Source organism: Nocardia sp. NPDC003693, assembly GCF_053981095.1.
The window spans coordinates 26,290-41,567 of sequence record NZ_JBSFNO010000059.1 but is presented as its reverse complement, the minus strand read 5'-3'; the positions used below and the strand labels follow the sequence as shown (position 1 = coordinate 41,567).

General features: G+C 69.6%; 11 protein-coding genes and 1 pseudogene. 10 read left to right on the top strand and 2 right to left on the bottom strand.

Going from position 1 to position 15,278, the window contains the following annotated elements; genetic code table 11:
* Window positions 1-89: 89 nt before the first annotated feature.
* From carB to ACWDOP_RS36825, 8 genes and pseudogenes are all read left to right on the top strand, one after another.
* A pseudogene (carB, locus tag ACWDOP_RS36860) lies at window positions 90-3,278 on the top strand (carbamoyl-phosphate synthase large subunit); the annotation flags it as partial.
* Between the two features lie 4 nt (window positions 3,279-3,282).
* On the top strand, window positions 3,283-4,107 hold the full coding sequence (pyrF, locus tag ACWDOP_RS36855; RefSeq protein WP_456348770.1) for an orotidine-5'-phosphate decarboxylase: 825 nt from the start codon (window positions 3,283-3,285) through the stop codon (window positions 4,105-4,107).
* A gap of 648 nt (window positions 4,108-4,755) precedes the next feature.
* Window positions 4,756-5,079, top strand: a complete 324-nt coding sequence (gene mihF, locus ACWDOP_RS36850) for an integration host factor, actinobacterial type (protein ID WP_067521651.1) — start codon at window positions 4,756-4,758, stop codon at window positions 5,077-5,079.
* 7 nt (window positions 5,080-5,086) lie between these two features.
* Entirely contained in the window at window positions 5,087-5,668 is a 582-nt protein-coding gene (gene gmk, locus ACWDOP_RS36845) for a guanylate kinase (protein WP_454202955.1), read from the top strand.
* An 89-nt stretch (window positions 5,669-5,757) separates the two neighbouring features.
* Complete coding sequence (rpoZ, locus tag ACWDOP_RS36840; RefSeq protein ID WP_354986371.1) at window positions 5,758-6,036, top strand: DNA-directed RNA polymerase subunit omega; 279 nt, start codon at window positions 5,758-5,760, stop codon at window positions 6,034-6,036.
* Between the two features lie 80 nt (window positions 6,037-6,116).
* Window positions 6,117-7,337 carry a bifunctional phosphopantothenoylcysteine decarboxylase/phosphopantothenate--cysteine ligase CoaBC gene (gene coaBC, locus ACWDOP_RS36835; RefSeq protein ID WP_454202956.1) on the top strand — a complete coding sequence of 407 codons (1,221 nt, stop codon included), beginning with the start codon at window positions 6,117-6,119 and terminating at the stop codon, window positions 7,335-7,337.
* A 202-nt stretch (window positions 7,338-7,539) separates the two neighbouring features.
* Entirely contained in the window at window positions 7,540-8,754 is a 1,215-nt protein-coding gene (gene metK / locus ACWDOP_RS36830; protein ID WP_454202957.1) for a methionine adenosyltransferase, read from the top strand.
* Window positions 8,755-11,901, top strand: a complete 3,147-nt coding sequence (locus tag ACWDOP_RS36825) for a primosomal protein N' family DNA-binding protein (RefSeq protein WP_456348769.1) — start codon at window positions 8,755-8,757, stop codon at window positions 11,899-11,901.
* 140 nt (window positions 11,902-12,041) lie between these two features.
* On the opposite strand, the gene ACWDOP_RS36820 is transcribed toward ACWDOP_RS36825, so the two are convergent.
* Window positions 12,042-12,887, bottom strand: coding sequence for an SDR family oxidoreductase (locus tag ACWDOP_RS36820; protein ID WP_456348768.1), 846 nt, complete (start codon window positions 12,885-12,887; stop codon window positions 12,042-12,044).
* 78 nt (window positions 12,888-12,965) lie between these two features.
* Here ACWDOP_RS36820 and ACWDOP_RS36815 point away from each other — a divergent pair, with 78 nt between their 5' ends.
* Entirely contained in the window at window positions 12,966-13,559 is a 594-nt protein-coding gene (locus ACWDOP_RS36815; protein WP_456348767.1) for a TetR/AcrR family transcriptional regulator, read from the top strand.
* Window positions 13,560-13,578: 19 nt separating this feature from the next.
* Here the strand turns inward: ACWDOP_RS36815 and ACWDOP_RS36810 are convergent, their stop codons facing one another.
* On the bottom strand, window positions 13,579-14,379 hold the full coding sequence (locus tag ACWDOP_RS36810; protein ID WP_456348766.1) for an ABC transporter ATP-binding protein: 801 nt from the start codon (window positions 14,377-14,379) through the stop codon (window positions 13,579-13,581).
* A gap of 89 nt (window positions 14,380-14,468) precedes the next feature.
* Between ACWDOP_RS36810 and ACWDOP_RS36805 the strand changes: the two genes are divergently transcribed.
* Window positions 14,469-15,164 carry an HAD family hydrolase gene (locus tag ACWDOP_RS36805; RefSeq protein ID WP_456348765.1) on the top strand — a complete coding sequence of 232 codons (696 nt, stop codon included), beginning with the start codon at window positions 14,469-14,471 and terminating at the stop codon, window positions 15,162-15,164.
* Window positions 15,165-15,278 lie beyond the last annotated feature (114 nt).

The window sequence follows — 15,278 nt, the reverse complement described above, 5'->3', positions numbered from 1 at the left end:
CCTCGATATCGGCCATGAGCGCCCGCCCGAAGTCGTCGAGCCGCAACGCGCCGGCCGCCGCGGCCCGTCCCATGCACGCCTCGATGTGCGGGGTGCGGGTTTCGCTGGTCAACTCCAACCCGGCCACGATCATGACCGACCCGGAGTTCGCCGACGCCACCTACGTCGAGCCGATCACCTGGCAGTACGTGGAGAAGGTCATCGCCAAGGAGCGCCCCGACGCGATCCTGGCGACCCTGGGCGGGCAGACCGCGCTGAATTGCGCGGTCGACCTGCACGAGAACGGCATCCTCGAGAAGTACAACGTCGAGCTCATCGGCGCGGACTTCGAGGCCATCCAGCGCGGCGAGGACCGGCAGAAGTTCAAGGACATCGTCGCCAAGGTCGGCGGCGAGAGCGCGCGCTCCAAGGTCTGCTACACCATGGACGAGGTCCGCGAGACCGTGCGCGAGCTGGGCTTCCCGGTCGTCGTACGCCCCTCCTTCACCATGGGCGGCCTCGGCTCGGGCATGGCCTACAACGACGAGGACCTCGATCGCATCGCCGGCGGCGGCCTGGCCGCCTCGCCGACCGCGAACGTGCTCATCGAGGAATCCATCCTGGGCTGGAAGGAATTCGAGCTCGAGCTCATGCGTGACCGCAACGACAACGTGGTCATCGTCTGCTCGATCGAGAACGTGGACCCGATGGGCGTGCATACCGGTGACTCGGTCACCGTCGCCCCGGCCATGACCCTCACCGACCGCGAGTACCAGAAGATGCGCGACCTGGGCATCGACATCCTGCGCGAGGTCGGCGTCGACACCGGCGGCTGCAACATCCAGTTCGCGGTGGACCCCGCCGACGGCCGCCTGATCGTCATCGAGATGAACCCGCGCGTCTCGCGCTCGTCCGCATTGGCTTCCAAGGCAACGGGATTCCCGATCGCCAAGATCGCCGCCAAGCTGGCCATCGGCTACACCCTGGACGAGATCGTCAACGACATCACCAAGGAGACCCCGGCCTGCTTCGAGCCCACGCTCGACTACGTCGTGGTCAAGGCCCCGCGCTTCGCGTTCGAGAAGTTCCCGGGCGCCGACCCGACGCTGACCACCACCATGAAGTCGGTCGGCGAGGCGATGTCCATGGGCCGCAACTTCTCCGAGGCCCTGGGCAAGGTGCTGCGCTCGCTCGAGACCAAGGCCGTGGGCTTCTGGACCCAGCCCGACGGCGAGTGGACCGACGTCGAGGCGATTCTCGAGGATCTGCGCACCCCCACCGAGGGCCGCATCTACCAGGTGGAGCGGGCGCTGCGCCTGGGCGCGAGCATCGAGGACACCGCCAAGGCCTCGGGCATCGACCCGTGGTTCGTGGCCGAGGTCGCCGCGCTGGTCGAGCTGCGCCAGGAGATCCTGGACGCCGCCGTGCTGGACGAGCCGCTGCTGCGCACCGCCAAGCACTACGGCCTGTCCGATCGCCAGATCGCCGCGCTCCGACCGGAACTCGCGGGTGAGGACGGCGTGCGCGCGCTGCGGCACCGGCTGCACATCCGCCCGGTCTTCAAGACCGTCGACACCTGCGCCGCCGAGTTCGAGGCCAAGACCCCGTACCACTACTCGGCCTACGAGCTCGATCCCGCCGCGGAGTCCGAGGTCGCGCCGCAGCGTGAGCGCGAGAAGGTCCTGATCCTGGGTTCGGGCCCGAACCGCATCGGCCAGGGCATCGAGTTCGACTACTCGTGTGTGCATGCGGCACAGACGCTCTCGGCCGCCGGCTTCGAGACCGTCATGGTCAACTGCAACCCCGAGACCGTCTCGACGGACTACGACACCGCCGACCGTCTCTACTTCGAGCCGCTGACCTTCGAGGATGTCCTCGAGGTCTACCACGCCGAAACCGAGTCCGGCACCGTCGCGGGCGTCATCTGCCAGCTGGGCGGACAGACCCCGCTGGGCCTGGCGCAGCGCCTGACCGACGCGGGCGTGCCCGTGGTCGGCACCTCCGCGGCGGCCATCGACCTGGCCGAGGACCGCGCCGAGTTCGGCGATGTCCTTGTCGCGGCGGGTCTTCCGGCGCCGAAGTACGGCACCGCCACCACCTTCCCGGCCGCCAAGAAGATCGCCGCGTCGATCGGCTACCCGGTGCTGGTGCGCCCGTCCTACGTGCTGGGCGGACGCGGCATGGAGATCGTGTACGACGAGGCCACCCTCGAGGGCTACATCTCCCGGGCCACCGACATCAGCCCCGATCGCCCGGTGCTGATCGACCGGTTCCTGGAGGACGCCATCGAGATCGACGTCGACGCCCTGTGCGACGGCGACGAGGTGTACCTGGGCGGGGTCATGGAGCACATCGAGGAGGCCGGTATCCACTCCGGCGACTCCGCGTGCGCCCTGCCCCCGATCACCCTGGGCCGCAGCGACATCGAGGCCGTGCGCCGCTCCACCGTGGCGCTGGCCAAGGGCATCGGGGTCAAGGGTCTGCTGAACGTGCAGTACGCGCTCAAGGACGACGTGCTCTACGTCCTCGAGGCCAACCCGCGCGCCAGCCGCACCGTGCCGTTCGTGTCCAAGGCCACCGCGGTGCCGCTCGCGAAGGCCGCGGCCCGGATCGCCCTGGGCGCCACCATCGCCGAGCTCCGCAAGGAGGGCCTGCTCCCGGCCGAGGGCGACGGCGGCTACGCGCCGATCGACGCCCCGGTCGCGGTGAAGGAGGCCGTGCTGCCGTTCCACCGCTTCAAGCGGCCCGACGGCACCGGCATCGACTCGCTGCTCTCGCCGGAGATGAAGTCCACCGGCGAGGTCATGGGCATCGACGCCGATTTCGGCACCGCCTTCGCCAAGAGCCAGACCGCCTCCTACGGTTCGCTGCCGACCGAGGGCTCGGCCTTCGTCTCGATCGCCAACCGCGACAAGCGGGCCATGGTGTTCCCGGTCAAGCGCCTGCACGACCTCGGGTTCCGCATCCTGGCCACCGAGGGCACCGCGGAGATGTTGCGCCGCAACGGTATTCCGTGCGAGGTGGTGCGCAAGCACTCCGACGCGGCGTCCGAGGATCAGGCCAGCATCGTGGACATGATCAAGGACGGGGAGGTCGACATCGTCTTCAACACCCCGTACGGCAACAACGGCCCGCGTGTCGACGGCTACGAGATCCGCACCGCCGCGGTGAGCGCGAACATCCCGTGCATCACCACGGTCCAGGGCGCGGCCGCGGCCGTGCAGGGCATCGAGGCCACCATCAACGGCGGCATCGGCGTGCGGTCCCTGCAGGAACTCCACGCCACCCTCCGGGGCTGATCGCGTGACGAGTTTCGGTGTGCGGCTGCGGGATGCGATGCGCGAGCACGGACCCGTCTGTGTCGGTATCGACCCGCATCCGCCGCTGCTGCGGTCCTGGGGCCTGAGCGAGGACGCCGACGGCCTGGAGGCGTTCGCCGAGATCTGCGTCGAGGCGTTCGTCGGCCGGGTGGCCCTGGTCAAACCGCAGGTGGCGTTCTTCGAGACCTACGGTTCGGCCGGAATCGCGGTGCTGGAGAACACGATCTCGGTGCTGCGGGCGGCGGGCACCCTGGTGCTCGCCGACGCCAAGCGCGGCGACATCGGCTCCACCATGGACGCCTACGCGCACGCCTGGCTCGGCGACGGCCCGCTCGCCGCCGACGCGGTCACGGTCTCGCCGTACCTCGGATTCGGTTCCCTGGCACCGGCTCTGGACCTGGCGCGGGCCAACGGCCGCGGCGTGTTCGTGCTGGCCGCCACCTCCAATCCGGAAGCGGCGGAACTGCAGACGATCACCGGGCCCGACGGCCGCACGATCGCCCAGCGCATGGTCGACGACGCCGCCGCGCAGAACGCCGGAGCCGAATTCGGTTCCGCCGGTGTGGTTGTCGGCGCGACCCTGACGGTCGCACCCGACCTGAGCGAGCTCAACGGCCCCATCCTGATGCCCGGCGTCGGCGCGCAGGGCGGGGGAGCGGAGTCGATCCGCGCCCTGGTCCCCGAACGTGATCTGGGCGCGGTGCTGCCCAACGTCTCGCGCGAGGTGCTCAAGGCCGGCCCGTCGGTCTCGGCCCTGAAGGATCAGGTGCACCGCTTCGCGCAGGAGTTCGCCTTCCTGCAGCACTGAACCGCATGAATACCGGCCCGCCCGCGCATCGACCTCGACGCGCGGGCGGGCTTGTGCGTGCCGTCCATCGGACCGCGTCCCCGGACCGAGCCGAGCCCGTCCGGCCGGGCCGGATATCCGCCCTGATCGCCCGTCTGGGGCCGCTGAATGGGTGAAACGCCCGGGAAGTCGTTTCGGTGAGGTTTCACCCGTCTGTGGGGGCTCCAGGCCGGTCAACATGCCCCCGCATCGCCGTTCCCCGGTCCTACCTGCGGCGGAATCGAGTGTTCGAATCGTGTTCGAATGTCCGGGGTGATGCGCGACACGCGGTGCTGAATCGCGCGACACGCCGAGAAAATCGAGAAAGTTCCAGGTCGGATGATTACAGGTCGGTCACGGTCTGAATCGGACATCCGACCGGGGCTCCCGAACCGGCCTCCGGAGCCGAAAAACCGCTGGCCACAAGGACTTTCGTGGTACCGCCGCGCCGGAACCGCCGCCCGGTGCGAACCGACCCCGGGCGATGTGCATTCGGTGAGGTCGTGCCCGGAATCACGCGCTGACCTGGGGGGTGGGTTCGCAATCGCCAGGCGTCGTGGGTACGGTCGCTGAGACCGCCGGGTTAGTCCCGGCGGGAGAACATGCAATGAACGATGAGACGGAGGAACCGTGGCCCTTCCCCAGCTGACCGACGAGCAGCGCGCTGCTGCTTTGGAGAAGGCGGCAGCCGCCCGGCGCATCCGGGCGGAGCTCAAGGAGCGCCTGAAGCGTGGCGGTACCGACCTGAAGACGGTCCTTGCTGATGCCGAGAAGGACGAAGTTCTCGGCAAGATGAAGGTGTCGGCTCTGCTCGAGGCTCTGCCGAAGGTAGGCAAGGTCAAAGCTGCCGAAATCATGAGCGAACTGGAAATCGCTCCCACTCGCCGCCTGCGCGGACTCGGTGACCGGCAGCGCAAGGCGCTGCTTGCCCGGTTCGACTTCAGCGCCGAATAATCCGAGGGTGGTCGAACACACTCGGAAGGGTCGACTGGTAGTCCTGGTCGGTCCCTCGGCCGTCGGCAAGTCCACCGTCGTGCGCTGCGTGCGCGAACGACTGCCCGAATTGGTATTCAGTGTGTCGGCCACCACCCGGGCCCCCCGGCCCGGAGAGGTGGACGGTCGCGACTACCGATTCGTCACCCGTGAGGAGTTCGACGCCATGATCGCGGCGGACGAACTGCTCGAATGGGCCGACATCCACGGTGGACTGCAGCGGTCGGGAACCCCGGCCGCACCTGTGCGCGCAGCGCTCGCGACCGGTCACCCGGTCCTGATCGAGGTGGACCTCGAAGGCGCCCGCTCGATCCGCAAGGCCATGCCGGAAGCCCAACTGGTCTTCCTGGCCCCGCCCAGCTGGGAAGAACTGGTCGCCCGGCTGACCTCGCGAGGCACCGAATCGCCCGAGGTCATCGAGCGCAGGCTGCAAACCGCCAAGACCGAATTGGCGGCCTGTGACGAGTTCGACATCGTCATAGTGAACGACGAGGTGACGACCGCCTGTGAGCAGTTGGTATCCTTGTTCGTTAGCACAATTTCGAGGTAGTACTCGAAGAACCACGGCTCATCTTCGAAGTGAGCCGTTCGGTTCGAACAACCAGCCACCTTCCGAACAACCCCGCAGGAGCCTTCCTAGTGAGTACGGATTTGAAGACCGCGGCCATCTACGACACTCCGATCGGCCTGACCAACCCGCCGATCGATGAACTGCTGGAGCGGACCTCGTCCAAGTACGCGCTGGTCATCTACGCGGCCAAGCGGGCCCGGCAGATCAACGATTACTACAACCAGCTCGGCGACGGCATTCTCGAATACGTCGGCCCGCTGGTCGAGCCGGGTCTGCAGGAGAAGCCGCTCTCGGTGGCCATGCGCGAGATCCACGCCGACCTGCTGGAGCACTCCGAAGGCGAATAAGCCCTCGGCAGAGCAGAAGGCAAGGCAATTCTCTACGGCGCTGGAGGCGTAGTGACGACACAATCCACCCGGGGCATGCGATGACCCGGGTCATCGTCGGTGTCGGCGGCGGTATCGCCGCGTACAAGAGTTGCGCCCTCGTGCGCCGGTTCACCGAAACCGGGCACGAGGTGCGTGTCATTCCCACCGAGTCGGCATTGAACTTCGTCGGCAAGGCCACGTTCGAGGCGCTGTCCGGACATCCCGTGCACACCGGTGTTTTCGCCGATGTGCCGGAGGTCCCGCACGTGCGACTCGGCCAGGAGGCCGATCTGGTGGTCATCGCTCCCGCGACGGCCGATCTCATGGCGCGCGCCGCATCCGGCCGCGCGGACGATCTGCTCACCGCGACACTTCTCACCGCCCGATGTCCGATCCTGTTCGCGCCCGCGATGCACACCGAGATGTGGGAGCATCCCGCGACGCAGGCGAACGTGGCGACCTTGCGTGCACACGGGGCCATCGTCCTGGAACCCGCGCACGGACGGCTCACCGGAGCCGACACCGGCGCCGGGCGGCTGCCCGAACCGGAGGAGATCTTCGGATTCGCGACCCTGCTGCTCGAGCGCGCCGACGCCATCCCGCGTGATCTCGTGGGCAAGCGCGTCGTCGTCTCGGCCGGCGGTACCCGCGAACCGCTGGATCCCGTGCGGTTCCTGGGCAATCGCAGCTCCGGCAAGCAGGGGTACGCCATCGCGCGGCTCGCCGCCCAGCGCGGCGCGCAGGTCACGCTCATCGCGGGCAACACCGCGGGGCTGGCCGTGCCGGCCGCCGTCGAGGTGGTGAACGTGACCACCGCCGAGCAGTTGAAGGTCGCGGTCGACAAGCATTCGATCGGCGCGGACGCGGTCATCATGGCCGCGGCGGTCGCCGACTTCCGGCCGGTGAACGTCGCGGCGGCGAAGATCAAGAAGGGCGCCAACGAGCCCAACTCGATCGAGCTCGCCAAGACCCCGGACATCCTCGCGGGGCTGGTGCAGTCCCGGCGCGAGGGGCAGCTGGCGGGCACCGCCATCGTCGGCTTCGCGGCCGAGACCGGTGACGAGCACGCCGATGTGCTGACCCACGCGCGAGCCAAGCTGGCGCGCAAGGGATGTGACCTGCTGGTGGTCAACGCGGTCGGCGAGGGCAAAGCCTTCGAGGTCGACCACAACGACGGCTGGCTGCTCGGCGCGGACGGCACCGAGATCGCGCTCGATCACGGTTCCAAGGCGCTGCTGGCGAGCCGGGTGCTCGACGCGCTCGGCCCGCTGCTGCGCTGAGGCGCGGACCGCGACACACCGAACGGTAGGGCCGTCGACGCCGACGGCCTACTGTCTGAGCCACAATCCTTGGGGCATATGGGCGTGCTCGCCCTGTGACCCATGGTTTGGTAATAGTCTGAAACAAGGGGTTGTGCGGTGGCGCGAAGCCGCCACCGTCACAGGCCGATACGAGAAACCCGTTGAGGGAGAGGGAATAACTGTGCGCACGACTGGCAGCCGCCTATTCACGAGTGAGTCCGTGACCGAGGGTCATCCGGACAAGATCTGTGATGCCATCAGCGATTCCATCCTCGACGCCTTGCTCGCGGCCGACCCGCGCAGCCGGGTCGCGGTGGAGACCCTGGTGACCACCGGCCAGGTGCACGTGGCCGGTGAGGTCACCACCTCGGCGTACGCCGACATCCCGACCATCGTTCGCGAGAAGGTCCTGGAGATCGGATACGACTCCTCCGCAAAGGGTTTCGACGGCGCCTCCTGCGGCGTGAACGTCGCGATCGGCGCGCAGTCGCCCGATATCGCGCAGGGCGTGGACACCTCGCACGAGGCCCGCGTCGGCGGCGAGGACGACGCCATCGCGCGTCAGGGCGCGGGCGACCAGGGCCTGATGTTCGGCTACGCCACCATCGAGACCCCCGAGCTCATGCCGCTGCCGATCTCGCTGGCGCACAAGCTGTCGCGCCGCCTGACCGAGGTCCGCAAGTCCGGCGTGCTGCCGTACCTGCGTCCCGACGGCAAGACCCAGGTCACCATCGAGTACGAGGGCGACATCCCCAAGCGCCTGGACACCGTGGTCATCTCCACCCAGCACGCGGCCGATATCGACCTGGACAACCTGCTGACCCCGGACATCCGGGAGAAGGTCGTCGACTCGGTGCTGTCCGAGCTGCAGCTGCCCAACCCGCTGGACGTGTCCAACGTGCGCCTGCTGGTCAACCCGACCGGCAAGTTCGTGCTGGGCGGCCCGATGGGTGACGCCGGCCTGACCGGTCGCAAGATCATCGTCGACACCTACGGCGGCATGGCCCGCCACGGCGGCGGCGCGTTCTCCGGCAAGGATCCGTCGAAGGTCGACCGCTCGGCCGCCTACGCGATGCGCTGGGTCGCCAAGAACGTCGTCGCGGCCGAGCTGGCCGAGCGCGTCGAGGTGCAGGTCGCCTACGCCATCGGCAAGGCGGCGCCCGTGGGTCTGTTCGTGGAGACCTTCGGCACCGAGCGCATCGACCCGTCCAAGATCTCCGCGGCCATCGCCGAGGTCTTCGACCTGCGTCCGGGCGCGATCATTCGCGATCTGGACCTGCTGCGCCCGATCTACGCGCCCACCGCCGCGTACGGCCACTTCGGCCGCACCGACGTGGACCTGCCCTGGGAGCGCACCGACCGCGCGGACAAGCTGCGCGCTGCCGCCGGTCTGTAATTGACCGACACCGGACCGGCGGCGGGACGCCCCATCGCGCGGGTGCTCCCGCTGCTGGAACCGGCCCATCTCGATCGGGACTTCGACTATCTGGTCCCCCCGGAGATGGATGAGATCGCCCAACCGGGCGTGCGCGTGCGCGTGCGGTTCTCCGGCCGCGTCGTGGACGGCTACATCCTCGAACGCCTCGAGAAGACCGACCACACCGGCCGCCTCGTCCGCCTGGACCGCGTGGTCTCCAGCGAACGCGTCCTCACCCCCGAGATCCTGCGCCTGGTGACCGCGGTCGCCGCCCGCTACGCCGGGACCCGCGCCGACGTCCTGCGCCTGGCCATCCCGCCCCGCCACGCGAAGGTGGAAACCGAAGGGCCGGACGGCTCGACGAAGGTCACCAAGGCCCGCAAGGCGGCAGCCAAGAAACCCAAGCCCGCGCGCGCGAGCTTCGACGACGAGCCGGTGCTCCTCGACGAGCTCGACGACGATTCGTTCCCCGCCGCGGCCAAATCGTCCGGCGGCACAGAAGATTCATCATCCCCTCACCTGCCGGACACCGCGCCCGGCGCCGAAGAGTCTGTCGCACAATCCATTCGACCCGTCGATTCGAGTCGACCGTCCGCGACACTGGCTCCGACCTGCGACGACGATTCGGGCGATGGCAGTCCCTCCGTCGCCGTGAGCTCGTCCCACCCCGCGGGCAGCATCACCGAGCAGGTCGACATGCCTGTGGCGGAACAGCATTCACGCGCTGCCGCTCCCGCGCAGACGGAACAAGCTCCTGAGACACCTGACCCGGGCGCGTCGATCCACCCCGACGACAGTGTGAACTCTTCAACGGAACGGTTCGAGACCGACTCCCGTGAGACCGCCGCCCATCCGGCGGCCAGCAGTGCGCGGCAGGCGGAAGCCGACGCCTCGACCGAAGTCGGCGCATCGACCGCAGCGCAGGGTGTGCCCGATGCGACAAGGAACTCGGCTAGCTCACCGCGGCTCGAATCGGTTGCTGTGGAACCAGTTTCGATTCGGGGCGACCGAGGGGTGGCTACCGGCTCGGCCGCCGGACGTGTGCTGGAGGGCGCGGCATCGTCAGGCGGTGCCGCGGCCGGGGGAGGGGGCGCGGCGGAGGCCGTGGAGACATCCGGGAACGGTTCGCCGGTGCCGGGCTCGGCGGGCGAGGGCGGGGCGGTTGCGGACGCTGGTGACCGCGGCGGGGAAGAAGCTGGGGCCGTTGAGGTTTCGGGTGTAGACGTGGCCGGGTTGTATCCCGGCTGGGGTCGGTACGTGCACGGGCACTCGTTTGTGGGAGCGCTGGCGGCGGGGCGGGGGCCGCGGGCGGGGTGGCAGGCGCTGCCGGGGGAGGAGTGGGCCGGGCGGCTCGCGGAGCTGGCGGCCGTGACGGTGGGGAGCGGGCGCAGCGCGATCCTCATGGTGCCGGATCAGCGGGATCTGGAGCGGGTGCTGGCGGAATGTGTTGCGCTGGTGGGGGAGTCGGCGGTCGGGCTGGCGGCGGGGCTGGGGCCGTCGGCGCGGTACCGGCGGTGGCTGGCGGCGTTGCGGGGGACGGCGCGGGTCGTGGTGGGGACCCGGAGCGCGGTGTTCGCGCCCGTCAAGGATCTCGGGCTGATCGCGCTGTGGGACGACGGGGACGACACGTACGCCGAGCCGCGGTCGCCGTACCCGCACGCTCGGGAGGTGGCCATGCTGCGGGCGCACGAGACCGGGGCCGCGTTCGTGGCCGGGGGATTCGCGCGCACGGCCGAAGTGCAGGCCATCGTCGAATCCGGTTGGGCGCATGACCTTCTCGCCGAGCGCGCGCTGCTGCGGCAGGTCATGCCGCGCATCATCGCGCCCGGCGACAGCGACGCCGCCCTCGAACGCGATCCCATGGCCAAGGCGATCCGCATCCCGGGCGCGGCCTTCCTGGCCGCCCGCAAGGCCCTCGCCGCCGGCGAACCCGTCCTGGTCCAGGTACCCCGCCGCGGCTACATCCCCGCCCTGTCCTGCTCGAAGTGCCGCACCCCCGCCCGCTGCCGCCACTGCAACGGTCCCTTGGCGCTGCCGGATGATTCCCCTGTGCCCCAGTCGAATCGCGCCGGTCGCCGCGCCGCCGCCCAGCCCGACGGCCGACCGAGCGCGCGCTCCGGTACGCCCGGGCGCGACCGCCCCGGCGCGACCGCCGGGGATCAGCTCGGCATGCCCGGCATGCATCCCTCCGACGATTCGGCCGGGCATCGACGCGGAACATACGGCGGTGACCCGGCGCACGGTGGCGATGGGACCGGGCGCGACGGGATGTACGGGGATTCGGCACCGGGCCCAAACCCCGGCCGAGAGCGGGGCCGGGCGGGGCTGACCTCCGCTCGGGACGGGGTGGCCGGGGCGCACAGTCCCGCGTGCCGGTGGTGCGGGATCACCGAGGCCGCATTCCGTTGTGGCGCCTGTGGTTCGCGGGCCCTGCGGGCCGTGGTCATCGGGGCCGCGCGGACGGCGGAGGAGCTGGGGCGTGCGTTCCCCGGGGTGCCGGTGCGCGGCTCGGGCGGGGCGTCGGTGCTGAACACCGTGCCGGAGGGGCCGCAGGTCGTGGTGTCCACCATCGGGGCGGAGCCGACGGTCGCCGGCGGGTACGGGGTGGCCATGCTGCTGGACGGGTGGGCGCTGCTGGGGCGGGCGGATCTGCGCGCGGCCGAGGACACCCTGCGCCGGTGGATGTCGGCCGCCGCGCTGGTGCGGGCGGGCGGGCAGGCGTTCGTCATGGCGGACAGCGGATTGCCGACCGTCTCGGCGCTGGTGCGCTGGGATCCGGTGGGGCACGCCCACTTCGAACTCGAGGAGCGCACCGAGGTGCGGTTCCCGCCGGCGGTCCGGCTGGCCGCCATCGACGGCACCGCCGACTCGATCGCCGAATTGCTCACCCAGGCACAGCTTCCCGACCAGGTCGAGGTGCTCGGCCCGGTGCCGCTCCCGCCCGGCGCGCGAAAACCCTTCTCCTCCGGCGATTCCCCCGCCGAGGTCGAGCGCATGATCCTGCGCGTGGACCGCGCCGGCGGCACGGCCCTGTCCCGCGCCTTGGTTGCGGCCCAGGCGGTGCGCAGCACCCACAAGTCCGACGATCCGTTGCGCGTCCAGATCGACCCGATCGACATCGGCTGACCTCGCCTCGCGCGCTCTCTGACCCGCGCGAACCAGTGCCGCGCTCACCCCGCGGCTCGGCCGTCCGCGAATTGCCCACTGTCGGTCGGTGGCACTCCACGACCGCCCGCACACTCGAGACCACGTCGCGCGCGGCCGCCTCAGCGGAAGGCGTCGGCCACGTACTTCGCCCAGTCGGCGTAGCTGGTGGCCGGTCGGCCCAGGACTCGTTCGACATCGGGGCTCACCCGCTGTTCGGCCGGGGTGGGGGAGCCGAGGATCGTCAGGGTGTGGTCGGCGACCGACTCGGGCATGAGCTTCTGCAGTTCGACCCGCGCCTGCTCGGGGGTGAGCTCGGTGAACCCGACCGGCTCCCCGAGTGCCGCGGCGAGCGCCGCCGCCTGGTCGCGCGGGGTCACGACCGCGGGACCCGTCACCGTGTACGCCCGGCCGTGATGCCCATCCTCGCGCAGGGCCGCGACGGCGACGGCCGCGATGTCGAACGGCGCCACCACCGGCAGCCCGACGTCGCCGAAGGGCGCGGGCACGAACCGTCCGGTGCGCACCGGTTCGATCCAGGCGAAGGAATTGCTCGCGAACCCGCCCGGCCGCACGACGGTCCATTCCAGGTCCGAGGCCGCGAGCGCCCGCTCGAAGGCGATGAGCCGGGCGTACCCGGGGCTGTCCGGCCGGGTCGCCGCACCCTGCGAGGACAGCAGCACCACGCGCCGAACGCCCTGTGCGGCAACGGTGTCGATCACCGCACGGGGGTCGGGCCCGCCCACCAGTTGCGCACCGGCGATCAGCAGGAACATCGTGTGCGCTCCCGTCACCGCCGCCGCCAGGCTCGCCGGGTCGCCGACGTCTCCACGGCGGTGCTCGACGCCCTCCGGCAGGTTCACCGGCATCTCGCCGCGCGAAACGGCCACCACCTTCTCCCCGGCCTGCGCGAGCAGGCTCACCACGATGCCGCCGACATTTCCGGTTGCTCCGGTCACCACGATCATTGCTTCGAACTCCTGAGTTAGTTGGCTGACTCAACAGAAGATAGGCTATTCGACCGGCCGTTGTCTATAGTCAGTCGCATGACTAACTCAGTGCCGGGTGGTGCGACAGCGAAGCCGGCGCCCCGGCCGGGCAAGCGGGAACGGCTCGCCGGCGCGGCGGCGAAGGTGTTCCACGAGCAGGGTGTGGAGAAGACCACGATCGCCGACATCGCCCGGGTCGCGGACGTGCCGGTCGGCAACGTGTACTACTACTTCAAGACCAAGGATCAGCTGATCCAGGCGGCGATCGGCGCGCACGAGCGCACGCTGAAGGACGTTATCGCCGAGCTCGAGCGGCTGGAATCGCCGGGGGAGCGGTTGCGGGCGCTGATCCGGGGTTGGATCGACCAGCGTGATCTCGCGGCCCAATTCGGTTGTCCCTCGGGAACTCTCGCGACCGAGCTGGACAAGCGCTCCGACGGCCTGGAACGCGAACTCGCCGCGGTGATGCGCGAGCTGCTGAAGTGGATCGAATCGCAGTTCGCCGCCATGGGCCGCGCCGACGCGGGGGAGCTGGCCGTCGCGCTGTTCGCCTCGTATCAGGGTATTTCCCTGCTCGCCAACACCTTCCGGGATCCGGACATGATGGCGGCCGAAGGCGAGCGGCTGCTGCGCTGGGTCGATTCCCTGTAGCCGGGGTGCGGGAGGGAACTCAGGTGTGCGCGGGCTGTGCCGCGCGCACGCTCCAGCGCCGATCCTCCCGAACGATCCGCACCGGATGGTCGAACGCCGCGCCGATGTGCTCGGTGGTGATCACGGCGTCGACCGGCCCGGCCGTGCGAATCCGGCCCGCGCGCAACAGCACCGCGTGTGTCGTGCCCGGCGGCAACTCCTCCAGGTGATGGGTGACCAGCACGGACGCCAGCTCCGGATGCGCGCGCTGCAGCGCGTCGATTCGTTCGAGCAACTGCTCACGCCCGGCGAGGTCGAGGCCGGTCGCTGGTTCGTCCAGCAGGAGCAGGCGCGGGCTGGGCATGAGCGCCCGGGCGATGAGAGCGCGTCCGCGCTCGCCCTGGGACAGGATCGGCCATGCTGCGTCCCGGCGGTGCGACAGGCCGAGCAGGTCGACGAGTTCCGCGGCGCGAGCGAGCTGTTCGGGGCTGGGCCGCCAACGCGGTACGGGCTCAGCGGTATTCGTCGCCCCCGTGAGCACGACCTCGTGCACGGTCAGCGGGCTGCGCGGGGTGTGGCGCGGGTCGACGTGCCCGATGGCGGTGCGCAGCGCGCGCATGTCCACGCGGCCGAGTCGATTGCCGAGGACTTCGACCGTGCCCCGGGTGGGGTGTTCGAACGCGCCGAGCATGCGCAGGAGGGTGGTCTTCCCGGCCCCGTTCGGACCCAGTAGCGCCCAGTGCTCACCGCTGCGTACGGTGAGGGAAACCCCCTGCAGTAGGGCATTTCCCTCACGAACGACGTCGACGGCGTCGACCTGGAGCACGGTGGAGTCCGACATGACCACCACCGTAGCAAACTCCTCAGACAAGTAGAGGACTACCCGTTTGCCAAAAAGATAGCTGCAAGTGTGCTGTGTATCGTGGCGACATGGCGATCGACGCGGTGTTATTCGACTTCTCCGGCACGATCTTCCGATTGGAGGACGAGCGTTTTCGCGAAGCGGAGCTGACCCATGCCGACGGGCGTGATCTGAGCGCCCACGAGGTCGCCGATATCGTCCGGGCCATGACCGCGCCCGTCGAGCAGTTCGTCGAGCTCGACGCGGAAGGTCAATACGCCTGGGAGAACCGGGATTTGGATCCGGCCCTGCATCGCGCCGCCTACCTGCAAGTGCTCGAGCGCTCGGGCGTGCCCGCGTTCCCGGCCCGCCAGCTCTACGAACTCATCCTCGACCCGCTCGCCTGGACGCCGTATCCGGACACCGGTGAGGTGCTCCGGGCGCTGCACGAATGCGGGATCAAGATCGCCGTGGTCAGCAACATCGCTTTCGATCTGCGCCCCGCGCTGGCGAGCCGGGGATGGGATCGATATATCGGCTATTTCGCGCTGTCCTTCGAACTCGGCGCGATCAAACCCGACCGTCGTATCTTCGACGCCGCGCTCGATCGGCTCGGCGTCGCCCCGGAGAACGCGCTCATGGTCGGCGACAGCCTCGAGGCCGACGGCGGCGCGACCGCGCTCGGCTGTGAATTCGAGCTGGTCGAGCCGTTGCCGACGACGGATCGCCCGAGTGCGCTGCGGGACGTCCTGATCAAGCACGACCTGGTCGACCGCCCCGCCTGAAAAATCCGAACCGGCAGGTTCGTGTCTCGCGACACACTTGCCTTGGATAGATTGTCGATATATCGTCGATAGCGTCAAGAGCAACGTTGAAGCCTGAGGAGGCACGCCATGGAA